A 23,987-nucleotide genomic window follows, 5' to 3' on the forward strand; every position below is an offset into this window, starting at 1 on the left:
AATTTATGTATCATCAGGAGTAAGAAACCTTTAGGAGGACTACAGATGGAAAAATTTCCTCAGTTCGAACTTGAGAATCAAGATGGCGAGCGCATCACCAATGAAGACTTTGGAGACAGGACGGTCATCTATTTCTATCCAAAAGATAATACACCTGGGTGTACGACGCAGGCATGTGATCTTAGGGACAATATGGCGCGTCTGAATGAATTGGGAGTCAAAGTATACGGTGTAAGCGGGGATTCAAAGAGAAAACACCAGAATTTCATCGAGAAAAACAGCTTGAACTTCGATCTGCTGGTCGATGAGGGATTCAAATTGTCTGAGGCTCTTGGGGTGTACAGAAAGAAGAAGGCCTTCGGCAAGGAATTTATGGGGATTGTGCGTACGACATTCATTGTTGATAAGGAAGGCAATATAATGAAGCGGTGGGATGATGTCAATGCGAAATCGCATATGGATGAACTTAAAGCATATATGGAAGGAGTGCAGTAGATGAAACATATCCTATCCACAGTGCACCTGAAACCACATATGGTCGAAGCTATAGAGGAAGCACATCCAGAACTGACATATATCTACCGGAAATCTGAAGAAATGACTGAGGAAGATAAAGCGTGGTGTGATATTTTCGTCACCTATGGCTCGGACTTCACATCAGAAGATGTTGGATCCTTCAAAAATTTAAAGTGGATGATGGTCATGAGTGCTGGTCTCGATGACCTCCCGCTTGAGGAATTGGAACATGTTCATATCACGAACGCAAGAGGCATCCACAAAATCCAAATGACTGAATATACGATTGGCCTGCTGCTTGATTTCTACAAAGGATTCCATCAATTGAAAGAAGACCAGGCGCAGGGTCATTGGAGAAAGAATGCCAAAACCGAAGAGATATACGATAAGTCTGTTCATATTCTGGGTACAGGCAGCATCGGTAGCCATCTTGCTTCCGTATTGGAGGCATTCGGCCTGAAGACGACTGGCTATAACACGACGGGGCATGAGGCAGAAGGATTTCAGGCTGTGCATGCAATCAGCGACTTGAATACCGAAATAGGCGCTGCTGACATCGTAGTGAATATTCTACCAAGCACACCTGATACGAAACATATGCTTGATTTGGATTTTTTCAAAGAGATGAAAGAGTCTGCGGTATTCGTCAATATCGGACGTGGCGACATCATGACTGACGAAACGATAACGGCAGTCCTCGAAGAAGGCATGATCAGGCATATGATACTTGACGTCTTCAATGAGGAACCGTTGCCTAAAACCCATGAGTTCTATACGTTCGACAATCTTACAATTACCCCCCACGCTTCTTCCAAGACGTCAGGGTATCTGAAGCGTGGATTTGAAATATTCATGCGGAATCTCCTGCATATGAATGATTTCAATGCCATGGAGAATATAATAGAGCCAAGTAGAGGATATTGATCTACGTGATTTGACAAACAATTTCCCCACCGAGTACAATAATCTTATTATAGTAGTCAGTTAATAGAAAGAAGGTATCAATATGAAGATGATGGATGCCCATGATCGGTTTACCGAGTCGATCAACGCGCTGAAAGAGACTGGCGTCAGAATAACGCCTCAAAGAAAATCAGTGCTCAAGTATATGATTGAAACCGAAGATCACCCGACTGCTGATGATATTTTCAAAGCGCTGTCGAATGAATATCCCAATATGAGCGTCGCAACCATATATAACAATCTGAAGCTGTTCAAGGAAACTGGGCTTGTCAAAGAACTTACTTACGGAGATTCCTCGAGCAGATTTGATTTCATTACAGATACGCATTATCACATCATCTGCAGTGAATGCGGAAAGATCACCGATTTCCATTATCCAGGGCTTGAAGAGGTCGAACACTTGGCAGGGTCGGTCACATCTTATGATGTAAGCCACCATAGGCTCGAGATATACGGCACTTGCCCGGAATGTAGGGAAGCATAGATGAAATGCAAAAAGACGAGCTGGCTTATGCCTGCTCGTCTTTTTGCATGTTTCCGTCTTGTTTTTTCTCTTCAATTGCCTTTTCCCTACGGTGGGGGACATTGTAGTCGAGGCTGAAATCCTCGCCTTCAAGTTCCTTATCTACTGTGAGTGGTTCCTTGCAGTGCTGGCAGAAATCCACATGTCCAAGTATCTTCGTATGCCTTTCGCAATTCGGACATTGAACTGTGAGCGCACGTGTACTTATCATACCGACCCAGAAGTAGATAGCAAAACTTAAGAGAATCGGCAGCAGTCCTACGAAGAGGAATATGCCAAAGAGCCAAGGTATGGTTCTGAAGAACACCCCAGCGTACATGATAATCATACCTATGAATATCAAGGCCAATGCATAGCCTCTTATCCTTAAGATTTTATTGCCCTGTTTTTTCATATACTAATTCACCTCTGAAATTCATTATATACAACTTGAGCCTTTTATGATAATCTAATATTTAGCATTTGGTGAACAAGTTGTGATTAAAAAAGATTTGAAAAAGTTTTTGAAAAGCGTTGACACCAATTGCGTAAATTGCTATGATATAAAAGTCGCTGATTTGAACGGCGCCCAACAGAACGCTGAAGCAATAAAACATTAATTTCAAAAAAATAATCGAAAGTGTAAAACTTACCGTTGATTATTTCAAAGATATGATGTAACATTGTAAAAGTCAGCTCGAAACAACTAACGAAGAGAACATTGAAAACTGAATGACAATATGTCAACGTTAATTCCAATAAACCGGATGGTTAATCCATCCAACTTGGGCGACAAGTAAAACCGCAACGAGTCAGAGCACTCCAATTATGGAGAGTTTGATCCTGGCTCAGGATGAACGCTGGCGGCGTGCCTAATACATGCAAGTCGAACGCGCAGCCCCGGAGCTTGCTCTGGGGTCTGCGAGTGGCGGACGGGTGAGTAACACGTAGGCAACCTACCCATCAGACTGGGATAACCGCGGGAAACCGTGGCTAATACCGGATAACCCTGATCCCCGCAGGGGGATGAGTTGAAAGGCGGTCTTTGACTGCCACTGATGGATGGGCCTGCGGCGCATTAGCTAGTTGGTGGGGTAAGGGCCCACCAAGGCGACGATGCGTAGCCGACCTGAGAGGGTGATCGGCCACACTGGGACTGAGACACGGCCCAGACTCCTACGGGAGGCAGCAGTAGGGAATCTTCCGCAATGGACGCAAGTCTGACGGAGCAACGCCGCGTGAGTGAAGAAGGGTTTCGGCTCGTAAAACTCTGTTGTCAGGGAAGAACGCCGGTGGGAGTAACTGTCCATCGGGTGACGGTACCTGACCAGAAAGCCACGGCTAACTACGTGCCAGCAGCCGCGGTAATACGTAGGTGGCAAGCGTTATCCGGAATTATTGGGCGTAAAGCGCGCGTAGGCGGTTCGTTAAGTCTGATGTGAAAGCCCCCGGCTCAACCGGGGAGGGTCATTGGAAACTGGCGAACTTGAGTGCAGAAGAGGAGAGTGGAATTCCATGTGTAGCGGTGAAATGCGCAGAGATATGGAGGAACACCAGTGGCGAAGGCGGCTCTCTGGTCTGCAACTGACGCTGATGTGCGAAAGCGTGGGGATCAAACAGGATTAGATACCCTGGTAGTCCACGCCGTAAACGATGAGTGCTAAGTGTTAGGGGGTTTCCGCCCCTTAGTGCTGCAGCAAACGCATTAAGCACTCCGCCTGGGGAGTACGGCCGCAAGGCTGAAACTCAAAGGAATTGACGGGGACCCGCACAAGCGGTGGAGCATGTGGTTTAATTCGAAGCAACGCGAAGAACCTTACCAAATCTTGACATCCTCTGACCGCCATGGAGACATGGCTTCCCTTTTGGGCAGAGTGACAGGTGGTGCATGGTTGTCGTCAGCTCGTGTCGTGAGATGTTGGGTTAAGTCCCGCAACGAGCGCAACCCTTATCATTAGTTGCCAGCATTCAGTTGGGCACTCTAATGAGACTGCCGGTGACAAACCGGAGGAAGGTGGGGATGACGTCAAATCATCATGCCCCTTATGATTTGGGCTACACACGTGCTACAATGGACAGGTTACAAAGGGCAGCTACGCCGCGAGGCCAAGCGAATCCCATAAAACTGTTCTCAGTTCGGATTGGAGTCTGCAACTCGACTCCATGAAGCTGGAATCGCTAGTAATCGTGGATCAGAATGCCACGGTGAATACGTTCCCGGGTCTTGTACACACCGCCCGTCACACCACGGAAGTCGGTAACACCTGAAGCCGGTGGGCCAACCTTTATGGAGGCAGCCGTCGAAGGTGGGACCGATGACTGGGGTGAAGTCGTAACAAGGTAGCCGTATCGGAAGGTGCGGCTGGATCACCTCCTTTCTAAGGAATATAACGGAACGCCCCGTTTGGGGCGGCGGAATTGGCGTTTGACATATTGTATTCAGTTTTGAATGTTTTCAACCTTTCCGTTGAATTGAAAGTTACATTCACATATATACCGTAAGTAATGAATGGGCCTATAGCTCAGCTGGTTAGAGCGCACGCCTGATAAGCGTGAGGTCGGTGGTTCGAGTCCACTTAGGCCCACCATTCAGTTTTTTACGGGGGCTTAGCTCAGCTGGGAGAGCGCCTGCTTTGCACGCAGGAGGTCAGCGGTTCGATCCCGCTAGTCTCCACCATTTATATAAAACTTTGCACATTGAAAACCGTATAGAAGCAATGCGAAAAATGATTTTAACCGAAATCAAGCGTAGAAACCGAGAACTGAAGAGTTCATAAAAACACGCGTTGTGTCGCAAGAAAGCGAAAGTGGACATCCACTGCAGCTGGACTGGGACACACTCACAAATTCATTGCGATTAAGTAATGAAGGGCGCACGGTGGATGCCTTGGCACCAAGAGCCGATGAAGGACGGAACCAACACCGATATGCTTTGGGGAGCTGTAAGTAAGCGTTGAACCAAAGATTTCCGAATGGGGGAACCCCGCACATTAGTGCGACTCTCAGGTGAATACATAGCCTGAGAGAGGTAGACCCGGGGAACTGAAACATCTTAGTACCCGGAGGAAGAGAAAGAAAGATCGATTCCCTGAGTAGCGGCGAGCGAAACGGGAAGAGCCCAAACCAGTCATTGGCTGGGGTTGTAGGACACCGAAAAAGCGGCTTCGAGCGAGCAGAAGCGACTGGAAAGTCGCACCATAGGGGGTAACAGTCCCGTATGCGAAGCGAGGAGGCGTGGCGGTGTATCCTGAGTACGGCGGAACACGAGAAATTCCGTCGGAATCCGGGAGGACCATCTCCCAAGGCTAAATACTTCTTGGTGACCGATAGTGAACCAGTACCGTGAGGGAAAGGTGAAAAGCACCCCGGAAGGGGAGTGAAATAGAACCTGAAACCGTGTGCTTACAAGTAGTCAGAGCCCGTTAATGGGTGATGGCGTGCCTTTTGTAGAATGAACCGGCGAGTTGCGATTGCATGCGAGGTTAAGCAGCGAATGTGGAGCCGTAGCGAAAGCGAGTCTGAATAGGGCGTCTAGTATGGGGTTGCAGACCCGAAACCAGGTGATCTACCCATGTCCAGGCTGAAGTCCAGGTAACACTGGATGGAGGGCCGAACCGACTTACGTTGAAAAGTGACCGGATGAGGTGTGGGTAGCGGAGAAATTCCAATCGAACCTGGAGATAGCTGGTTCTCTCCGAAATATATTTAGGTATAGCCTCGTGTTAGCATCGTGGAGGTAGAGCACTGTTTGGACGAGGGGCCCATCCCGGGTTACCGAATTCAGACAAACTCCGAATGCCACCTATGTGATGCACGGGAGTCAGACAGCGGGTGATAAGGTCCGTTGTCGAGAGGGAAACAGCCCAGACCACCAGTTAAGGTCCCAAAATATATGTTGAGTGGAAAAGGATGTGGCGTTGCACAGACAACTAGCATGTTGGCTTAGAAGCAGCCATCATTTAAAGAGTGCGTAATAGCTCACTAGTCAAGTGACGCTGCGCCGAAAATGTACCGGGGCTAAACATATTACCGAAACTGTGGATCAATGATATTGATGGTAGGAGAGCGTTCCGATGGCAGTGAAGCATGATCGTGAGGACATGTGGAGCGATCGGAAGTGAGAATGCCGGTGTGAGTAGCGAAAGACGGGTGGGAATCCCGTCCACCGAACGACTAAGGTTTCCAGAGGAAGGCTCGTCCGCTCTGGGTTAGTCGGGACCTAAGCCGAGGCGAAACTGCGTAGGCGATGGATAACAGGTAGAAATTCCTGTACCGGTGATGTGTGTTTGAGCGATGTGGTGACGCAGGAGGAGAAGCAGAGCGTGCGGAAGGAAGTGCACGTCCAAGCATCGAGTCGTCAGGGTAGGCAAATCCGCCCTGTGTAACGACGAGGTGTGATGGGGAGCCGAAAATAGTAGGCGAAGCTGTGGGTTCACACTGCCAAGAAAACCCGCTAGTGAATACATTACCGCCCGTACCGCAAACCGACACAGGTAGTTGGGAAGAGAATTCTAAGGTGAGCGAGCGAACTCTCGTTAAGGAACTCGGCAAAATGACCCCGTAACTTCGGGAGAAGGGGTGCTCATGAAAATGAGCCGCAGTGAATAGGCCCAAGCGACTGTTTATCAAAAACACAGGTCTCTGCCAAACCGAAAGGTGACGTATAGGGGCTGACGCCTGCCCGGTGCTGGAAGGTTAAGAGGAGCGCTCAGCGTAAGCGAAGGTGCGAATCGAAGCCCCAGTAAACGGCGGCCGTAACTATAACGGTCCTAAGGTAGCGAAATTCCTTGTCAGGTAAGTTCTGACCCGCACGAAAGGCGTAACGATTTGGGCACTGTCTCAACGAGAGGCTCGGTGAAATCATAGTACCTGTGAAGATGCAGGTTACCCGCGACAGGACGGAAAGACCCCGTGGAGCTTTACTGTAGCCTGATATTGAACCTCGACCTCACTTGTACAGGATAGGTGGGAGCTGAAGATACGTGGACGCCAGTCTACGTGGAGGCACTGGTGGGATACCACCCTGGTGATGTTGAGATTCTAACCCGCACCCGTAATCCGGGTGGGAGACAGTGTCAGGTGGACAGTTTGACTGGGGCGGTCGCCTCCTAAAGAGTAACGGAGGCGCTCAAAGGTTCCCTCAGAATGGTTGGAAATCATTCATAGAGTGTAAAGGTATAAGGGAGCTTGACTGCGAGACAGACACGTCGAGCAGGGTCGAAAGACGGACTTAGTGATCCGGTGGTTCCGCATGGAAGGGCCATCGCTCAACGGATAAAAGCTACCCCGGGGATAACAGGCTTATCTCCCCCAAGAGTTCACATCGACGGGGAGGTTTGGCACCTCGATGTCGGCTCATCGCATCCTGGGGCTGTAGTCGGTCCCAAGGGTTGGGCTGTTCGCCCATTAAAGCGGTACGCGAGCTGGGTTCAGAACGTCGTGAGACAGTTCGGTCCCTATCCGTCGTGGGCGTCGGAAATTTGAGAGGCGCTGTCCTTAGTACGAGAGGACCGGGATGGACATACCACTGGTGTACCAGTTGTCGTGCCAACGGCATCGCTGGGTAGCTATGTATGGTCGGGATAAGTGCTGAAAGCATCTAAGCATGAAGCCCCCCTCAAGATGAGATTTCCCCATTAGATCCCTCAGAGATGATGAGGTGGATAGGTTCGGCGTGTAAGTGTGGCGACACATTGAGCGGACGAATACTAATCGATCGATGACTTATTCAAATGAAGAAACCGTGTATGGTCTTCTACGCAACGCATTGCTTCTATCCGGTTTTGAATGTCCAAGGGGCATTCAAGCATGCCATATTGTCCGGTGGCAATCGCGGAGAGGTTCCACCTGTTCCCATGCCGAACACAGCAGTTAAGCTCTCCAGCGCCGATGGTAGTTGGACTGACGTCCCGTGAGAGTAGGACGCCGCCGGGCAGTATTTGGAAATGCAGAATGAAATGATTTTAGGAGAATTAGCTCAGCTGGGAGAGCATCTGCCTTACAAGCAGAGGGTCGGCGGTTCGAACCCGTCATTCTCCACCATTTTAATAAGCCGCTCTAGCTCAATTGGCAGAGCAACTGACTTGTAATCAGTAGGTTGGGGGTTCGATTCCTCTGGGCGGCACCATTTTTTGGAAATATCTTGAGCCATTAGCTCAGTTGGTAGAGCATCTGACTTTTAATCAGAGGGTCAGAGGTTCGAATCCTCTATGGCTCATGACTTGCGGGTGTGGCGGAACTGGCAGACGCACTAGATTTAGGATCTAGCGCCTTCGGGCGTGGGGGTTCGACTCCCTTCACCCGCATCATCAGCGGAAGTAGTTCAGTGGTAGAACACCACCTTGCCAAGGTGGGGGTCGCGGGTTCGAATCCCGTCTTCCGCTCCATTGTTTAGTTCGCCGGGGTGGCGGAACTGGCAGACGCACAGGACTTAAAATCCTGCGGTAAGTAATTACCGTACCGGTTCGATTCCGGTCCTCGGCACCAGTATAAATATCATTATGCGCCCGTAGCTCAATTGGATAGAGCGCTTGACTACGGATCAAGAGGTTAGGGGTTCGACTCCTCTCGGGCGCGCTTAATAACCACGGGAAGTAGCTCAGCTTGGTAGAGCACTTGGTTTGGGACCAAGGGGTCGCAGGTTCGAATCCTGTCTTCCCGACTCTTATAAATGCGGGTGTGGCGGAACTGGCAGACGCACTAGAATCAGGGTCTAGCGCCTTCGGGCGTGGGGGTTCGACTCCCTTCACCCGCACTTACACAGATTATATGGGGGCTTAGCTCAGCTGGGAGAGCGCCTGCTTTGCACGCAGGAGGTCAGCGGTTCGATCCCGCTAGTCTCCACCATTTATTCTAATATGCTATTACGGCGGTGTAGCTCAGCTGGCTAGAGCGTACGGTTCATACCCGTGAGGTCGGGGGTTCGATCCCCTCCGCCGCTATATTGGACCTTTAGCTCAGTTGGTCAGAGCAAACGGCTCATAACCGTTGGGTCGCAGGTTCGAGTCCTGCAAGGTCCACCATGTTTTAATTGCATAGTTTCATACGGAGGAATACCCAAGTCTGGCTGAAGGGATCGGTCTTGAAAACCGACAGGGGCTTCATCGCCCGCGGGGGTTCGAATCCCTCTTCCTCCGCCATTTTTATTATTTTATTATCGCGGGATGGAGCAGTTCGGTAGCTCGTCGGGCTCATAACCCGGAGGTCGGTGGTTCAAATCCACCTCCCGCAATTATTTAAGTGGTCCCGTGGTGTAGCGGTTAACATGCCTGCCTGTCACGCAGGAGATCGCGGGTTCAATTCCCGTCGGGACCGCCATTTTAAATTTAAGTGGTTCAGTAGCTCAGTCGGTAGAGCATGTGATTGAAGCTCACAGTGTCGGCGGTTCGATTCCGTCCTGAACCACCATTTGTTATATTGTGGCGCCGCTCTAGCTCAATTGGCAGAGCAACTGACTTGTAATCAGTAGGTTGGGGGTTCGATTCCTCTGGGCGGCACCATTATATTTAAACGTGGAGGGGTAGCGAAGTGGCTAAACGCGGCGGACTGTAAATCCGCTCCTTCGGGTTCGGCAGTTCGAATCTGCCCCCCTCCATGTATTTAGGGGTATAGTTCAATGGTAGAATGAAGGTCTCCAAAACCTTAGATGTGGGTTCAATTCCTACTACCCCTGCCATGGCGGTTGTGGTGAAGTGGTTAACACACCGGATTGTGGTTCCGGCATTCGTGGGTTCGATCCCCATCAGCCGCCCCATTATTGGGCTGTCGCCAAGCGGTAAGGCAACGGTTTTTGGTACCGTCATGCACAGGTTCGAATCCTGTCAGCCCAGCTTTAGGGCACCATAGCCAAGTGGTAAGGCCGAGGACTGCAAATCCTCTATCACCGGTTCAAATCCGGTTGGTGCCTCCATAATTTACTAAGCGGAAGTAGTTCAGTGTTTAGAACATGCTTCTTCCTGAAGCAAGACATAGGTTCAAATCCTATCTTCCGCTCCATTAAGTATTCTGGTTCTGTCTCGAGCAGGATATTGCATCAAAAAATTAATTCATATCTGCGGAAGTAGTTCAGTGCTCAGAACATGCTTCTTCCTGAAGCAAGACATAGGTTCAAATCCTATCTTCCGCTCCATTTAAATAATACTGGGCCACCGTGGCGGAATTGGCAGACGCGCTGGACTCAAAATCCAGTTCCCATTGCGGGAGTGCCGGTTCGATCCCGGCCGGTGGTATAATCGATTAATCAAATAATGTGATTTTAGTACGCGCTGCGAGCGGCCGGGTGAAATATTTCATCGGCCGTTATTTTTATGGTTGAAATCAAAGGAGAAAGTATTATAAATAGCAAGAATGAACCAAAGAACATTGCAACAACAGTAAAAGAGGTATTGGCAAGACGATAAAGCAAGTTGCCAGTCAACAGTAAACGGCTGGAGAAGCCCCCTGCATCCATAAAATCATTTATAAGATCTTCTGTTTAACGGCTTGTTCCGTAAGGCAGGAGGTCTTTTTATATATCATATTATAAAATTTAGATTGATATCATCTTAATAATGAAGCTGTCCAAGGCTCAACAAGTTGTGTCTACACTAATACTTCAAAATCCCGCCAATTCATCAAATCCATACTATAAAGTGTTTGAGATAGGGTAGATAGGGAAGAATCTAGCAACACTAGTATTATAGAAGAGTTGCAACATGATGTTCTTCGTCTTTAGTGTATTTTAGGGTTGCATTTGTATGAAGTAAGAAGTATACTCATATTATCTCGAATTAAAGATAATTTTTACTACTTGGAGGTAATTGACAATGACAGTTTATGTATCTGACCAAACGCATTCAGAAGTTGCATTTCAAGTTAAGCATATGATGGTATCAAAAGTGAGGGGAGGCTTCGAGAACTTCCATTTCGAAATCGAAACTGAAGATCTGGAAACTTTCAAGGATGCGAGTATATATGCTGAAATTCAAACAGAAAGCATCAATACTAAAAATACTTCACGTGATGAACACTTGAGGTCCGAAGATTTCTTCAACGCTGAAAAGAATCCGAAGATCACATTCCAGTCCAAAACTATAAGTAAATCTGGAGATACTTTTTCAGTTACTGGGGATGTTACGCTGAATGGTGTCACAAAAGAGAAGACGATAGAACTTGAGTATAATGGAAAGGCGATGGACCCTTGGGGCAACGAAGTGCACGGTATCCAAAGTGAGTTCATCATCAACCGAGAAGAGTTCGGGCTGACCTGGAATCAGAAATTGGAAACAGGTGGCGTCATGGTAGGTAAGGAAGTAAAAGCGATGGTTGAACTCGAGTTTACGGAAAAGACAGAGTAGTATTATGCTGTAAAAGCCTCTATGAATGCATAGAGGCTTTTATTAATGCTTTTTATAACTAGTAGCTCAAGTGCTATAATTGTGTCATCTGTTTTATGATGTATACATATGGAGGCTCGATGATGGATAACGAGAGGATTATTGAAGAAGCAAAGGCTATGGTGGGTGAATTTCATGAAGATGATATGACGGGACACGATTACTGGCATGTGATCCGCGTCTACAATAATGCATGTATGCTGCAGTCGGAAGAGGGCGGAGACCTTTTTACAATCCAGGTTGCAGCATTGTTCCATGATATGATCGACTACAAAATGACAGATGATGAAGAAAGAGAATCGAAGCGCATAAAGGCTTTTCTGGAAGAGCATGGTGTTGCGCAAGGTACGATTGATAAAATCATCCATGCTATGCAGGCTGTATCTTTCAAGGGAGGAACCAACCCTGTAGAGGTTGAGAGCATTGAAGATGCCATCGTTCAGGATGCAGACCGCCTAGATGCATTGGGCGCAATCGGCATTGCACGTACGATGGTTTTTGGAGGCGGTAAAAACCACAAGCTCCATGATCCAAAATTGCATGCCAGAGAAAATTTGACTTTCGAACAGTACAGTAAAGAAGATAATACTATAATCAACCATTTCTATGAAAAACTGCTAAAATTAAAAGATTTAATGCATACCAGATCAGCCAAGCTGCAAGCTGAAAAAAGGCATCAATTCATGGAAAGATATCTTGAACAATTCTATAATGAATGGGATGGCAAGGTCTGAAGTCGTGTCATAGTTTGAACAGGACGAAGAGTCAAAAGAAGGGAGAGGATGAATTGGAGACCAAGTATACATTAGCAGAGCAATGGCCGCTCATAACAGAAATATCACGTAAAAAAGAAATCTTCTGGGAAAATCCAATCTATGGAAAAATCATGGAAGCCCCTCAAGATTTTGAGCTGACACTAGAAGACATCAGGGAAGCAGATGCACGGCTGCGACGATTTGCACCGTTCATCAAACAAGCCTTTGACGAGACTGTGAAGGATGAAGGAATCAACGAATCCCCACTGCTGCCAGCAGAGCGATTGCAAGCGCATCTAGAAAAAGAGTTTCATAGGATCATCAAGGGATCGTGCTTCATAAAAGCGGATAATGCCCTGACGGTATCCGGTTCTGTTAAAGCACGTGGAGGCATCTATGAAGTATTGAAGTATGCAGAGGAATTGGCGGTAAATGAAGGGTTGATTGGATTGGATGGAGATTACAGCCTCTTCTCTTCTGAGACATTCAAGACATTTTTTTCAGACTACACAATCATCTGTGGTTCGACTGGAAATCTTGGACTGAGCATCGGCATCATCAGTGCGGCACTTGGCTTCAAAGTGACGATCCATATGTCGAGTGATGCAAAACAGTGGAAGAAGGATCTTTTAAGGGAACATGGGGCTGAAGTCGTCGAACATGAGGATGACTACAGCAAAGCTGTGGATGTGGGGCGTCAGGCAGCAATTTCCGATAGGAATAGCTATTTCGTAGACGACGAAAATTCAAAACCACTCTTTACGGGCTATGCAGTGGCTGCACTGCGCCTGCAGAAGCAACTGGATGAGGCGGGCATTACTGTAGATGAAGAGCATCCTTTATATGTATATCTGCCGTGCGGTGTCGGGAGTGCACCAGGCGGCATCAGCTTTGGTCTAAAAAAAGTCTATGGACAACATGTCCATCCGGTGTTCGCTGAGCCTGTAGCGGCCCCTAGCATGCTTTTAGGAGTGATGACGGGACGGCACAATGCATTGTCGGTAAGAGACATCGGATTGGATAATATCACGATAGCAGATGGGCTTGCTGTCGGCAGGCCGTCGAAATTCATCGGCAAGCTTATGGAGAACCAGATCCATTCCTTCTATACCGTTGCAGACGAGCAGTTGTACCGGCTGCTGGCAATGACCTACGATACTGAAGGGGTCAAGGCTGAGCCATCTGCGGCAGCAAGCTTTATGGGCCCTCTCAGAACGGCTGTCGAAGAAGGGGGCGCAACGCATGTTTTGTGGTGTACCGGAGGAAGCATGGTGCCTGAAGAAGTGTGGCAGTCCGATTATCAACAAGGGAAAATATAGATAGTCCAGGGTTGTGGCCAATGTCCGTCTGATAGTATAATGTCAATCGGCATAATAACGTGGTTAAAGAAAGCAGGTGACTAAATGGATCGTGTTGAATTTAAGGAAAAAGTCATTGAGTACGCCCACTCCATCGGCATTGATGATATCGGATTCACTCATACCGAGCCGTTTGTGGAATATAGGGAGAAGTTGATTGATTATCACGAGAAAGGTTTCGAATCAGGGTTTGAAAAAGGGTCCATAGAAGAACGGACGAATCCTGATCGCACATTGCGTTCAGGGCGCAGCATAATCTCCATCGCCGTGGGGTACCCGAACAGACTTCCGAATGCACCCAAAAGTAAAAAAGGGGAGCGGCGTGGTATGTTCGCCCGCGCATCATGGGGGATGGACTACCATACTTTGCTCAATTCGAGGCTTGAAAAGCTCGAAGCCTATATAAAATCCATCGACGCTTCGATTGAATGCAACTCGATGGTCGATACCGGAGTGTTGAGTGATCGCGAAGTGGCACGGCGAAGTGGTCTTGGTTTCATAGGGAAGAACGGCTTCGTCATAAACCCCACACTCGGAACGTATAGTTATCTTGGCGAGATGATCACCAGTTTCCCTTTCCCCCCTGATGAAGAATTGATCGATTCTTGTGGAGACTGCAATATCTGCGTGGATAGATGCCCTACAGGCGCCCTTGTTGGAAATGGGCAGCTGAATTCAAAAAAATGCATTTCTTTCCTGACACAGACAAAAGGCTTCTTGCCTGATGAATACCGCGGTAAGATCGGCAACAGGCTGTATGGCTGCGATACATGTCAACAGGTATGCCCGCGCAATAAAGGCATCAATACGGACCATCATGATGATATTATACTGGAACCTGAAATATTGAAGCCTGAACTTACTGGGCTGCTTGAAATATCAAACAGGGATTTCAAGGAGACATATGGACACCTTGCAGGAACCTGGCGCGGCAAGAAACCCATACAACGCAATGCGATCATAGCACTGGCACATTTCAAGGAAGTGTCGGCTGTAGATGTATTGAAGCGTGTAGCGGAAAATGACCCACGCCCTGTAATCAAGGGGACTGCCTACTGGGCGATAGGCCGCATACTGGAAAATGATGCGCTTGGCTACATCGGAGAAAGATTCAAAATAGAGACGGACGAGACAGTAAAGGAAGAGATGCTAAAAGGCATCCAAGAAAGCGCTTAGGAGGAACATATGGCAAACCATATCGTATTATATCAACCCCAAATCCCGAACAATACGGGCAACATAGGAAGGACTTGTGCAGCAACGGGTTCGACACTGCATCTGATCCATCCACTCGGCTTTTCAACGGACGATAAAATGCTGAAGCGGGCCGGCCTCGACTATTGGCCGCATATTAATGTCATCCACCATGATTCGGCAGAAGCATTTTTTGAAGCGACCGAGGGGAACTATTACCTGCTTACGAAATTTGCGACAAAACCTTATACGGATGTGGACTTTTCGAATGATGACGAGGCCCACTATTTCATTTTCGGTCGGGAGACGACAGGTCTGCCCGATTGGCTCAAAGAGCAGTATGGCGATAATGCCCTGAGAGTCCCGATAACAGATAAGGTGAGATCTTTAAATTTGGCCAATACAGCGGCGATCCTCATATATGAAGCATTGAGGCAACAAGGTTTTCCACATATAAATTAGGAGGAGAAGAATGAATTCAGTTACCGAGCTACTGCAGGCGCACAGATCGATCAGGAAATTTAAGCAAGAGCCCCTGGAGCAGGAGACGATACGGGAGTTGGTGAAATCTGCGCAGGCGGCGAGTACATCCAGCTATGTGCAGGCCTACAGCATCCTGGGTGTCACCGATAAAGACAAGAAAGCGGCTTTAAGGGCGATCAGCACCCAACCATACGTGGAGGATAATGGCCATCTATTTGTATTTCTAGTCGATTATCACCGTCATGTCGAACTGTCAAAAGACAAAGGGACGCCCATTTCACACGATAAGACGGAACAATTTGTTGTAGGTGTCGTCGATGCCGCCCTTGCAGCCCAGAATCTTGCTGTGGCGGCGGAAAGCATGGGACTTGGCATGTGTTATATCGGCTCATTACGAAATGATATGGCGGAGGTCATAGAAATACTTGAACTGCCTGAAGGCGTATTTCCGATTTTCGGCATGGTAGTCGGTTATCCGGATCACGAGGGCAGTCAGAAAGAACGTCTGCCTTTTGAAGCGGTCTACCATGAAAATACCTATACTCCGACGGCAAAGGTGAAGCCGGAGATCGATGCTTATGATGAGAGGATAAGCAGTTATTATGAAGCCCGTACCGGGGGAGAACGTCGAGACAGCTGGAGTGACCAGGTGATCGGCATGCTAGGCAAAAAACAACGGCTTGATGTGGATGCTGTCGTCAAGAGGCAAGGCTTTCTCGGCCAATAAAAAAACAGGTCATGCTGTGCATGACCTGCTTTGAATTTAACTTAGCTTTTCTTCACCGTCATCCTTATATCCATATTTGGATTCACGGCTTGAAGAAAGAATGGCAGTGATAAAGGACATACTGACCATCAATATCAGAAATGCTTTCATAATTAGCGCCTCCTATATTTCCATACATGATAACATTATAAACCATCCAGAAGAAAGAAAAAAGCTGAAAAGGGATAATTTTTGTTAGAATCCCTGCCTACCAGGGTAGAATAATATAGATATTTAAAAAAACGGAGAAAAACCGGGAGGAATTTATATGGCAATGAATTTTAAGATATTCAAGGACAAGACATTGGTAAGCGACTATATTGCAGACATCGTAAGAAAGCAGATCCATAACAACCCGACAAGCGTCCTTGGACTTGAGATGAACGAGGAACTGGACGAAAGCTATGAAAAACTAGTTGAAGAATCCAAAATACATCCAGCAAACTATGCTCAGGTGTATATCGTCACCATCAATAAGGATGGCAATGCAGAAGTATTCAATGACTTGGATATTCCTGAGAATCAACTGAAGATGGAAGGTACTAAAGAGTCGATGAAGGCAGTCCTTGACGATAAGAAGCAGGCAAACCTTACAGTATTATCCATCGGCGCCAATAAAAAGGTAGGCTATAGCGGTTCCGAAGGGAACGATCAGCTGTTCGAATCAAGGGAAATGGTGCTGGTTGCAACAGGAAACGATAAGGCCAAGGCTGTGAGAGATCTATACGATGCGGCAGAGAACGGTCAGGAAGATTTTGCCAAGGTGAAGAAGCACCGCATGGTAACGGTAGTTATGGATTCGGAAGCGGCGTCCCAGCTTGACCGCGATATCGTCGACTACTACACATCAGAGTTTGCATAAGGTGGGATATGATGAAAAGAGATGAAGAAGTGGACTATAGGAAAGATATCGAACCCGAGAGCAATGAGATGACAGAGGATATGGAAGATGTGAAAGCACTGGGAAAAGAAATGGAACAGATCTCCCAAAATGAAGATTATCCGATCGATTCCTCGAACGATGAAACACACGAAGAAGACTTAGATGATGAAAATAGTGGATAACTGATGAATCCTTCTGTAAATTAGTATAAAATATTCTATGAATACTAATTTTCAGGAGGTTTTTTAATTGTCATACAGGATAGAAAAAGATACAATCGGCGAAATTAAAGTTCAAAGTGACAAATATTGGGGTGCACAGACAGAAAGAAGCAAGCAGAATTTCCCGGTAGGAAAAGAAAAAATGCCTATTGAGGTCATTACAGCATTTGCACACCTCAAAAAAGCTGCGGCAGTTTCAAACCATGCACTAGGCAAACTTTCAGAAAATAAAAAAGAAGCGATCATCCACGCATGCGATAAAGTAATCAATCGTGAACTGGATGACCATTTCCCTCTTGTAGTATGGCAGACTGGAAGCGGCACCCAGAGTAACATGAACGTCAATGAAGTCGTCAGCTATGTCGCGAATGAATATCTATCTGAAAAAGGTGTGGACGAGAAAGTCCACCCGAACGATGATGTCAACAAATCCCAAAGCTCCAACGACACATATCCAACGGCAATGCATGTCGCCCTCTACCAATCTGTGGAGGAACAGCTCATACCTGCCCTCGAGGGTCTTAAAAAGACATTCAAGGAAAAAGAAGAGCAATTTGAAGACATAATCAAAATCGGACGTACGCATCTGCAGGATGCCACCCCATTGACATTGGGCCAGGAAATCAGTGGCTGGAGATACATGCTCGAAAAGTGTGAGGCACTGATCGGTGAATCCAAAAATCAAATCAGAAACCTTGCAATCGGTGGTACGGCTGTAGGTACAGGCATCAACGCCCACCCTGAATTCGGCGATCGTGTAGCAAAGGAAATCTCCAAGCAGACCGGTCATGAATTCGTCTCCTCCCCAAATAAATTCCATGCTTTGACGGCGCATGACGAAGTAGTCTATCTCCATGGTGCATTGAAGGCATTGGCGGCAGACCTCATGAAGATAGCAAATGATGTCAGGTGGCTTGCCTCCGGCCCACGCGCTGGAATAGCCGAAATCGAAATCCCTGCGAATGAACCAGGTTCATCAATCATGCCAGGTAAAGTCAATCCGACGCAGTCCGAGATGCTGACGATGGTGGCAGTACAAGTCTTCGGCAATGATTCGGCAGTCGGGTTTGCAGCCTCCCAAGGTAACTTCGAGCTGAACGTATTCAAGCCGGTCATCCTTTATAATACACTGCAGTCCATCTATCTGCTTGCAGACGGCATGCAGACATTCAACGATAATTGTGCTGTCGGAATAGAACCGATCGAAGAGAATATCAATAGATTCCTAAACAATTCCCTTATGCTGGTCACGGCGCTGAACCCACATATCGGGTACGAAAATGCTGCGAAAATCGCCAAAAATGCCCATGAAAAGGGCTTGACCCTCAAAGAGTCTGCAATTGAATCCGGACATCTGACCGAAGCTCAATTCGACGAATGGATCAAGCCAGAAGAGATGACCCAATCCAAAGATTAGGAGACTGTATATGATGAAGAGAATTGGACTTGTGGATATCGGATCTAATACTGTACGCCTTGTATTGTTTGAATATGATGAGGAGACCGGTCTTAAAGAGCTCCAGAACATCAAGACACCTGCCCGGTTGGCGTGGTACCTCGATGAGGACAAAGTCATGGCAGAAGAAGGGATCGATAACCTCATTTCCATCCTGAAGAGTTTCCAGCTGATCAGTGAAAAATACAGCGTCAAGGAAATCCATCCGGTCGCAACGGCGGCCATCAGACAGTCCGTCAACGTGGACGACATACTAGAACGGGTAAAATCAGAAGTCGGTATGGAAATCAAAGTCATCACTGGCAAGGAAGAGGCATTCTACGGCTATCATGCAGTGGTCCATACCATCAGCAACATGGACGGCCTCATCATCGACATCGGTGGGGGGAGTACTGAACTGACATATTTTGAGAATAAGGAACTCATCCATTCGGTCAGTCTCCCATTCGGTGTCGTAACATTGAAAAGTATGTTTTTTGAGGATAAGAAGCACAACGATGAAGAAGCGTTGGAAGAGACGGAAAAGTATGTAAAAAAGCAGCTTAAATCAATCAAGTGGCTCTCAAAGCGTAAAGTACCGATACTTGCGATTGGAGGAAGTGCGCGTAATATAGCACGTATCCACCAATCTTCAACCAATTATCCCATCGCAGGCGTCCACGGCTACTCAATGGACCGGAATGATCTACAGGATGTATATGATCTTCTTGAGAACACAAAGGAAGATGATCTTGATGACATCGATGGGTTGAGTAAGGACCGTAGCGACATCATCCTGCCGAGTACCATCGTCTTCAAATCGCTCTACGATATCTCAAGAGCCCAGGAATTCAAGTTCAGCAGGCAGGGGATACGGGAAGGACTGGCGATGTCTATGATAACCAGGGACTACCCGGCGGCCTTCAATAAATACCATATTTTCAGGGATTCATTGAAGGAACTTGCCAGTGATTTCCAGATTGATTTTGAGGAAGGGAAGAAACGCCAGGAAATCACTGAACGCCTTTATCATGAATTGGAGCGGTATGATTTCATCTCAATCAGCAGACATGAGAAATACCTCATGAAGAATGCAGCATATATTTTCTATCTCGGGTCATTCATCGATCGGGATGCGACAAGTCAGCACACCTACTATCTGATCTCAAACAGCAACATCAACGGCATTGTCCATAGAGACCGGGTGAAGCTGGCTCTGCTTGCAAGCTTCAAGAACAAGACGCTCCTGAAGTTCTTTGCGGATGAATCCGGATGGTTCAATAGCGAGGAAATGAGCACTCTCATGAAGCTCGGCAGCATATTGAAGTTTGCGAATGCCCTGAACATCTCGAACACAAACATTGTAGAGGATCTTTATCTGGATGATGAAGAAGACGAGATGACTCTCACAATCAAATATAAAGGGGATCCGATTGCAGAAGAGTACCAGGCAACGAGACAGAAGAAGCATATCGAAAAGATTATGGATGGGCATCTGGAAATCAAATTCATAGAAGCATGATAACCAGTTTCATCTTAGAGGAAGTAGGAGAATAGTAATGACATATCGATTGAACAATAAAGAATACTATAACAATCGAGAGCTCAGTTGGCTCAGCTTCAACTACCGGGTGATTGAAGAGGCAGAGGATGATACGAACCCGCTACTTGAAAAGCTGAAGTTCCTGGCAATTACAAGTTCAAATCTGGATGAATTCTTCATGGTACGTGTTGCAGGGCTGAAAGACCAGGTAAAGATGGATTATCATGAACCGGACACCAAGACGCAGATGACGCCTGGCGAACAGCTCAAGGGTATCAGTGATATGAATAGACGGAACTGCGATGCCCAGTATGCCACCTTTCATCGTCTGATGAAGGAATTGGAAGGCTATGACATCATCCTGAAGCGTCCGGATGAACTCCCGTATCATCTGCAGGAAGAACTCGGAACGATATTCAGAAATGAAATATTCCCTTCCCTTACTCCTCTCGGAATGGATGCCTATCGCCCCTTCCCTAAATTGATGAATAAGAAAATCAATATTTTCGTCAACCTTTCGAATGAATTGGGTGATCAGACTGCCATCGTCCAACTGCCGACTGTTATCCGCAGGTTTTATGAACTTAAGGAAGGGAACAGAACCTATATTGTCCTGACTGAAGATATCATTGAACAGCACATCAATGAATTGTTCAGGGGTTATAGGATTGAACGGACCTTCCCGTTTAGGATAACGCGCAATGCAGACCTGACCATCCATGAAGAAGGGGCTGCCGATCTCCTGATAGAGATTGAGCGTTTCCTGAAGGAACGGACAAAAGGAGCGGCCGTCAGGCTGGAGATAGACACAAGCAAGGACGATTCCATCAATGGCTCCTTTCTGAAAAATGAATTGAATCTCGAGGAGCAGGATGTATATAGGTTCAACGGTCCGTTGGATTTAACCTTCCTGTTCGACTTGACAGCGAGGTTCAAGGAGCGCCATCCCAATCTTGCATACCCGCCATTCGTGCCGCAGGAACCGAAATTCCTTGCAGGGGAGAACATTTACAAGCGTGCCCTGAAAAAAGATGTCTTCCTACATCATCCTTTTGAAAGCTTCCAGACGATTGTAGATTTCATGCGTGAGGCGGCAGAGAACCCGGATGTCCTTGCGATCAAACAGACACTCTACCGGGTCTCGAGCGATTCTCCGGTGATTGAAGCATTGAAGCATGCGGCTGAAAATGGTAAGCAGGTGACAGTGCTTGTAGAGTTGAAGGCGCGATTCGATGAAAAGAATAATGTCCAGTGGGCAAAAGAACTCGAAGATGCCGGGTGCCACGTCATCTACGGCATGAATTTCCTGAAGACCCACAGTAAAATAACTTTGGTGGTCAAAAGAGTCAGAGGCAGATTGATCCGCTATGTCCACCTTGGCACGGGCAACTATAATGATTCCACTGCAAGGCTCTACACTGATATGGGACTGATCACAACGGACGAGGATATAGGAAATGATGCGATCAACTTCTTCAACTATCTCAGCGGCTACTCCCTAAAGCCCGACTACCAGTCGCTCCATGTCGCTCCATTTGAAATCCGGGATCTATTCGCCGATTATATCGATAAAGAGATCGAACTGCATCGGACATACGGTAAAGGCTATATATTCGCCAAAATGAACTCGCTTACAGATAAGAAGATCATCAACAAGCTTCTTCAGGCTTCCCAAGAGGGTGTGAAAGTAGATCTGGTGGTGCGGGGCATTTGTTGCCTCAAACCAGGAATAGAAGATGTCAGCGACAATATCAGAGTGGTGAGCATCGTCGGCAGGTTCCTTGAGCATTCAAGAATCTACTACTTCAACCATAATGGAGAGGGTAAGATGTTTTTATCATCTGCCGATATGATGACTCGGAATATGATCAAGCGTGTGGAAATATTGTTCCCAGTCAAAGATCCAGCGATCATCGAAGAGATCAAAGCGATTGCCAGGCTGTATCTGATGGATAACATCAAAGCCCGCAGCCAACGCCCTGATGGCACTTATGTGTATGTTGAAAACGAACATCCTCCCATCAGTGCCCAAGTGGAATTGATGCGCCGCGCTGAAAGAAGTGGTCGCGAACAGATCATCCAACATGAAAATCAGCTGTTGCTCAAAGTAAAGGACCGCTTCAGAAGGCGGAAATGAAATGGAACAGGCAAAAAAGACCTTCACCCCAAGAAATTACGGGGTGAAGGTCTTTTTCTACAATGTCTTTCTATCGAGTTCCACGCGCACGGTTTTTTGAAGCAGGGGGTGGGTGAATTCGATTCTGTAGCTGAAGAGCTGCAGGTCTCTAAGTGTCGCGTTACCGTACAGGGGATCACCGATGACTGGGGAACCGATATGTGCCAGATGTACTCTAATCTGATGGGTGCGGCCCGTCTCCAATTCAATTTCAAGTTCGCAATAATCCGGTGTAACATGGGACTTGGTGATATGGGTCACCGCTTCTTTCCCTTTATCAGTAACATGGTATTTATTGCGCTCTTTCGGATTTTTGGCTATCGGGGCACTGATGGTCTGTTTTTCGATCAACCTTTTTGTATCAATGCGTGCAATATAAGTCCTTTTGATTTCACGTTCACTCAACATATGGTCAAGCATCTTCTTGACTAAAGGGTACTTGGCGACAAGGAGTACGCCCTTGGTTTCCTGGTCAAGCCGATGGACCGGTTCGAGATAGTCGGCATCCAGAGTATAGATGGCATGGTTCATCAGTGTATTGGTCTCAGACATCTCATTCGGATGTGTCTTGACGCCGCGAGGCTTGAATAGTACAGCAAGATAACGATCTTCATATAGAACATCACATGTCCGATAGCTTGGCTTGTACTGGCTTTTGGAACCGTCATCTGGAAGGACGACTACATCTTTTGAATGGATCGGTGAATTGAGCCGGGCTGGTTCGCCGTTCAGTGTGACATCCTTCGACATGCGCAGCAGATGAAGTTCTTTTTTAGGTACGTGAAGGGTCTTCAGCATTTCTTCAAGTGTAGATCCGTCAAAATTCTCATGTATTGTGAATTTCATCTATTTGTCCCCTGTCATTTCTTCGATGAATGATTTATAGTCATCAGAGTTTCCAGGATTACCATAGAGGCGATCGACTTCCTTACCATCTTCAAAGTAGATGAGGGTCGGTGTGCCTTCAATTTCAAATTCCGACCAGGCTGCGTCATATTCCAAGACATTCAGTTGCGTGACTTCTGCATCCGTCTGTTCAAATGCATCAGTCAAAAATGGAGTGGCAGCGATACAGTGTACACATGTAGGGCTCCACAGATAGACGAATGCGTGGTCCTTTTCTTCTATAATCTTCTTTGTTTCATCGAAAGTCTTATTAAAGTGATAATTTTCATCATCCAACTTGTCGATGGTCGCGCCTTCAAGCTCCTCTGGTTCCAGATCCGTATAGGGATAGTAGCCGGAATCGCTGATTTTATCGGGATCATTTGAAGCACTGTTCATAAAAATGAAGATGCCGGCAAACGCCACGATGATAAGTGCTATAATACCGTAGAATATTTTATTTCCCATGGTTCGGTCTCCTTCTTATTTTCTTTTTGGAATAAATGATAGTATAAAGATGAGCGCAAATGCAATAAGCGACAAGAATGGAATTGTAATGAAGCCCAGCCAGTCGATATACTGGACGGTACAGGAAACCCCGGTACAGGCTGTAAATCCGTCACCGAGAAAACTGATCTTCTGCAGGGCGTAATGGTAAGATGCCATAAGGAGGCCAAGCAGACTCATGAACCGGATATAGTACACGGCGCCATGGTCATTGCGGATGACTGAAATGATGGAGATCAGTACTAGCGGATACATGAGTATGCGCTGATACCAGCAGAACTCACATGGTTCATATTGTCTGATTTCGCTGAAATAAAGTGAACCGAGCGTTGCGATTAATGAGATGAGGAAGATGGATTGCATATAAAGCTTGTTTTTCGACATGGCTGCCCTCCAATAGATGAGTGATTCGAATCCATACTGTAT

Annotated in this window: 18 protein-coding genes, 27 tRNA genes and 3 rRNA genes; 44 read left to right on the forward strand and 4 right to left on the reverse strand. The window is 47.0% G+C overall.

Features of this window, described 5'->3' with window-relative positions; translation table 11 throughout:
- Positions 1–45 precede the first annotated feature (45 nt).
- The 3 genes from bcp (at position 46) to perR (ending at position 1,963) form a co-directional block, all read left to right on the forward strand.
- On the forward strand, positions 46–495 hold the full coding sequence (gene bcp, locus ACZ5LF_RS03875) for a thioredoxin-dependent thiol peroxidase (protein WP_380572182.1): 450 nt from the start codon (positions 46–48) through the stop codon (positions 493–495).
- On the forward strand, positions 496–1,440 hold the full coding sequence (locus tag ACZ5LF_RS03880) for a D-2-hydroxyacid dehydrogenase (protein ID WP_380572184.1): 945 nt from the start codon (positions 496–498) through the stop codon (positions 1,438–1,440).
- Between the two features lie 82 nt (positions 1,441–1,522).
- Complete coding sequence (gene perR, locus ACZ5LF_RS03885) at positions 1,523–1,963, forward strand: peroxide-responsive transcriptional repressor PerR (protein WP_380572186.1); 441 nt, start codon at positions 1,523–1,525, stop codon at positions 1,961–1,963.
- 25 nt (positions 1,964–1,988) lie between these two features.
- On the opposite strand, the gene ACZ5LF_RS03890 is transcribed toward perR, so the two are convergent.
- Positions 1,989–2,396, reverse strand: a complete 408-nt coding sequence (locus tag ACZ5LF_RS03890; protein WP_380572188.1) for a DUF2614 family zinc ribbon-containing protein — start codon at positions 2,394–2,396, stop codon at positions 1,989–1,991.
- 410 nt (positions 2,397–2,806) lie between these two features.
- Between ACZ5LF_RS03890 and ACZ5LF_RS03895 the strand changes: the two genes are divergently transcribed.
- The 41 genes from ACZ5LF_RS03895 to ACZ5LF_RS04095 all read left to right on the forward strand — a co-directional run bounded on the left by ACZ5LF_RS03895 (position 2,807) and on the right by ACZ5LF_RS04095 (position 22,130).
- Positions 2,807–4,359: ribosomal RNA gene (locus ACZ5LF_RS03895) — 16S ribosomal RNA — on the forward strand.
- A 133-nt stretch (positions 4,360–4,492) separates the two neighbouring features.
- A tRNA-Ile gene (locus ACZ5LF_RS03900) sits at positions 4,493–4,569 on the forward strand.
- A 13-nt stretch (positions 4,570–4,582) separates the two neighbouring features.
- Positions 4,583–4,658 (forward strand) — tRNA-Ala (locus ACZ5LF_RS03905).
- Positions 4,659–4,836: 178 nt separating this feature from the next.
- Positions 4,837–7,713: ribosomal RNA gene (locus ACZ5LF_RS03910) — 23S ribosomal RNA — on the forward strand.
- Between the two features lie 87 nt (positions 7,714–7,800).
- Positions 7,801–7,915 (forward strand): 5S ribosomal RNA (rrf, locus tag ACZ5LF_RS03915).
- Together the 16S, 23S and 5S rRNA genes with 27 tRNA genes alongside form the textbook arrangement of a ribosomal RNA operon.
- A 32-nt stretch (positions 7,916–7,947) precedes the next feature.
- Positions 7,948–8,023 (forward strand) — tRNA-Val (locus tag ACZ5LF_RS03920).
- A gap of 9 nt (positions 8,024–8,032) precedes the next feature.
- A tRNA-Thr gene (locus ACZ5LF_RS03925) sits at positions 8,033–8,108 on the forward strand.
- A gap of 17 nt (positions 8,109–8,125) precedes the next feature.
- A tRNA-Lys gene (locus ACZ5LF_RS03930) sits at positions 8,126–8,198 on the forward strand.
- A 6-nt stretch (positions 8,199–8,204) separates the two neighbouring features.
- Positions 8,205–8,286 (forward strand) — tRNA-Leu (locus ACZ5LF_RS03935).
- 6 nt (positions 8,287–8,292) lie between these two features.
- Positions 8,293–8,367, forward strand: a tRNA-Gly gene (locus tag ACZ5LF_RS03940).
- Positions 8,368–8,378: 11 nt separating this feature from the next.
- Positions 8,379–8,467, forward strand: a tRNA-Leu gene (locus tag ACZ5LF_RS03945).
- A 16-nt stretch (positions 8,468–8,483) separates the two neighbouring features.
- A tRNA-Arg gene (locus ACZ5LF_RS03950) sits at positions 8,484–8,557 on the forward strand.
- 11 nt (positions 8,558–8,568) lie between these two features.
- Positions 8,569–8,642, forward strand: a tRNA-Pro gene (locus ACZ5LF_RS03955).
- 11 nt (positions 8,643–8,653) lie between these two features.
- Positions 8,654–8,735 (forward strand) — tRNA-Leu (locus ACZ5LF_RS03960).
- A gap of 16 nt (positions 8,736–8,751) precedes the next feature.
- Positions 8,752–8,827 (forward strand) — tRNA-Ala (locus ACZ5LF_RS03965).
- Positions 8,828–8,848: 21 nt separating this feature from the next.
- A tRNA-Met gene (locus tag ACZ5LF_RS03970) sits at positions 8,849–8,922 on the forward strand.
- A 4-nt stretch (positions 8,923–8,926) separates the two neighbouring features.
- Positions 8,927–9,003, forward strand: a tRNA-Ile gene (locus ACZ5LF_RS03975).
- Between the two features lie 24 nt (positions 9,004–9,027).
- Positions 9,028–9,120: transfer RNA gene (locus ACZ5LF_RS03980), tRNA-Ser, on the forward strand.
- An 18-nt stretch (positions 9,121–9,138) separates the two neighbouring features.
- A tRNA-Met gene (locus ACZ5LF_RS03985) sits at positions 9,139–9,212 on the forward strand.
- A 10-nt stretch (positions 9,213–9,222) separates the two neighbouring features.
- Positions 9,223–9,298: transfer RNA gene (locus ACZ5LF_RS03990), tRNA-Asp, on the forward strand.
- 14 nt (positions 9,299–9,312) lie between these two features.
- Positions 9,313–9,388, forward strand: a tRNA-Phe gene (locus ACZ5LF_RS03995).
- Between the two features lie 16 nt (positions 9,389–9,404).
- Positions 9,405–9,480: transfer RNA gene (locus tag ACZ5LF_RS04000), tRNA-Thr, on the forward strand.
- A gap of 14 nt (positions 9,481–9,494) precedes the next feature.
- A tRNA-Tyr gene (locus tag ACZ5LF_RS04005) sits at positions 9,495–9,575 on the forward strand.
- A gap of 7 nt (positions 9,576–9,582) precedes the next feature.
- Positions 9,583–9,656: transfer RNA gene (locus tag ACZ5LF_RS04010), tRNA-Trp, on the forward strand.
- Between the two features lie 2 nt (positions 9,657–9,658).
- Positions 9,659–9,734: transfer RNA gene (locus ACZ5LF_RS04015), tRNA-His, on the forward strand.
- 4 nt (positions 9,735–9,738) lie between these two features.
- A tRNA-Gln gene (locus ACZ5LF_RS04020) sits at positions 9,739–9,810 on the forward strand.
- 6 nt (positions 9,811–9,816) lie between these two features.
- Positions 9,817–9,890, forward strand: a tRNA-Cys gene (locus tag ACZ5LF_RS04025).
- Between the two features lie 11 nt (positions 9,891–9,901).
- Positions 9,902–9,976, forward strand: a tRNA-OTHER gene (locus ACZ5LF_RS04030).
- Between the two features lie 58 nt (positions 9,977–10,034).
- A tRNA-OTHER gene (locus ACZ5LF_RS04035) sits at positions 10,035–10,109 on the forward strand.
- A 15-nt stretch (positions 10,110–10,124) separates the two neighbouring features.
- A tRNA-Leu gene (locus ACZ5LF_RS04040) sits at positions 10,125–10,209 on the forward strand.
- A gap of 576 nt (positions 10,210–10,785) precedes the next feature.
- Positions 10,786–11,316: a YceI family protein gene (locus ACZ5LF_RS04045; protein ID WP_380570655.1), complete on the forward strand. Its 531-nt coding sequence runs from the start codon at positions 10,786–10,788 to the stop codon at positions 11,314–11,316.
- 122 nt (positions 11,317–11,438) lie between these two features.
- The gene (locus ACZ5LF_RS04050) at positions 11,439–12,089 is read left to right on the forward strand and encodes an HD domain-containing protein (protein WP_464759726.1); all 651 of its coding nucleotides are present in this window, start codon (positions 11,439–11,441) and stop codon (positions 12,087–12,089) included.
- 53 nt (positions 12,090–12,142) lie between these two features.
- Positions 12,143–13,429, forward strand: coding sequence for a D-serine ammonia-lyase (locus ACZ5LF_RS04055; protein WP_380570653.1), 1,287 nt, complete (start codon positions 12,143–12,145; stop codon positions 13,427–13,429).
- Positions 13,430–13,513: 84 nt separating this feature from the next.
- Positions 13,514–14,644: a tRNA epoxyqueuosine(34) reductase QueG gene (gene queG, locus ACZ5LF_RS04060; protein ID WP_380570652.1), complete on the forward strand. Its 1,131-nt coding sequence runs from the start codon at positions 13,514–13,516 to the stop codon at positions 14,642–14,644.
- Positions 14,645–14,653: 9 nt separating this feature from the next.
- On the forward strand, positions 14,654–15,124 hold the full coding sequence (gene trmL / locus ACZ5LF_RS04065; RefSeq protein ID WP_380570651.1) for a tRNA (uridine(34)/cytosine(34)/5-carboxymethylaminomethyluridine(34)-2'-O)-methyltransferase TrmL: 471 nt from the start codon (positions 14,654–14,656) through the stop codon (positions 15,122–15,124).
- A 10-nt stretch (positions 15,125–15,134) separates the two neighbouring features.
- Positions 15,135–15,872, forward strand: coding sequence for an oxygen-insensitive NADPH nitroreductase (gene nfsA / locus ACZ5LF_RS04070; protein ID WP_380570650.1), 738 nt, complete (start codon positions 15,135–15,137; stop codon positions 15,870–15,872).
- Between the two features lie 307 nt (positions 15,873–16,179).
- A complete protein-coding gene (locus tag ACZ5LF_RS04075; RefSeq protein WP_380570649.1) occupies positions 16,180–16,773 on the forward strand; it encodes a 6-phosphogluconolactonase in 594 nt (197 codons plus the stop codon).
- Positions 16,774–16,784: 11 nt separating this feature from the next.
- Positions 16,785–16,976, forward strand: a complete 192-nt coding sequence (locus ACZ5LF_RS04080; protein WP_380710041.1) for a hypothetical protein — start codon at positions 16,785–16,787, stop codon at positions 16,974–16,976.
- A 67-nt stretch (positions 16,977–17,043) separates the two neighbouring features.
- Positions 17,044–18,432, forward strand: coding sequence for a class II fumarate hydratase (gene fumC / locus ACZ5LF_RS04085; protein ID WP_380570647.1), 1,389 nt, complete (start codon positions 17,044–17,046; stop codon positions 18,430–18,432).
- A 13-nt stretch (positions 18,433–18,445) separates the two neighbouring features.
- The gene (ppx, locus tag ACZ5LF_RS04090) at positions 18,446–19,972 is read left to right on the forward strand and encodes an exopolyphosphatase (protein ID WP_380570660.1); all 1,527 of its coding nucleotides are present in this window, start codon (positions 18,446–18,448) and stop codon (positions 19,970–19,972) included.
- A 37-nt stretch (positions 19,973–20,009) separates the two neighbouring features.
- On the forward strand, positions 20,010–22,130 hold the full coding sequence (locus tag ACZ5LF_RS04095) for an RNA degradosome polyphosphate kinase (protein ID WP_380570646.1): 2,121 nt from the start codon (positions 20,010–20,012) through the stop codon (positions 22,128–22,130).
- Positions 22,131–22,187: 57 nt separating this feature from the next.
- On the opposite strand, the gene ACZ5LF_RS04100 is transcribed toward ACZ5LF_RS04095, so the two are convergent.
- The 3 genes from ACZ5LF_RS04100 to ACZ5LF_RS04110 are packed head-to-tail and all read right to left on the reverse strand — an operon-like array spanning position 22,188 to position 23,945.
- On the reverse strand, positions 22,188–23,015 hold the full coding sequence (locus ACZ5LF_RS04100; protein ID WP_380710043.1) for an RluA family pseudouridine synthase: 828 nt from the start codon (positions 23,013–23,015) through the stop codon (positions 22,188–22,190).
- The gene (locus ACZ5LF_RS04105) at positions 23,016–23,522 is read right to left on the reverse strand and encodes a thioredoxin family protein (protein ID WP_380570644.1); all 507 of its coding nucleotides are present in this window, start codon (positions 23,520–23,522) and stop codon (positions 23,016–23,018) included.
- Between the two features lie 15 nt (positions 23,523–23,537).
- On the reverse strand, positions 23,538–23,945 hold the full coding sequence (locus ACZ5LF_RS04110) for a disulfide oxidoreductase (RefSeq protein ID WP_380570643.1): 408 nt from the start codon (positions 23,943–23,945) through the stop codon (positions 23,538–23,540).
- Between the last annotated feature and the right edge of the window lie 42 nt (positions 23,946–23,987).

The organism is Salinicoccus siamensis (genome assembly GCF_055391965.1).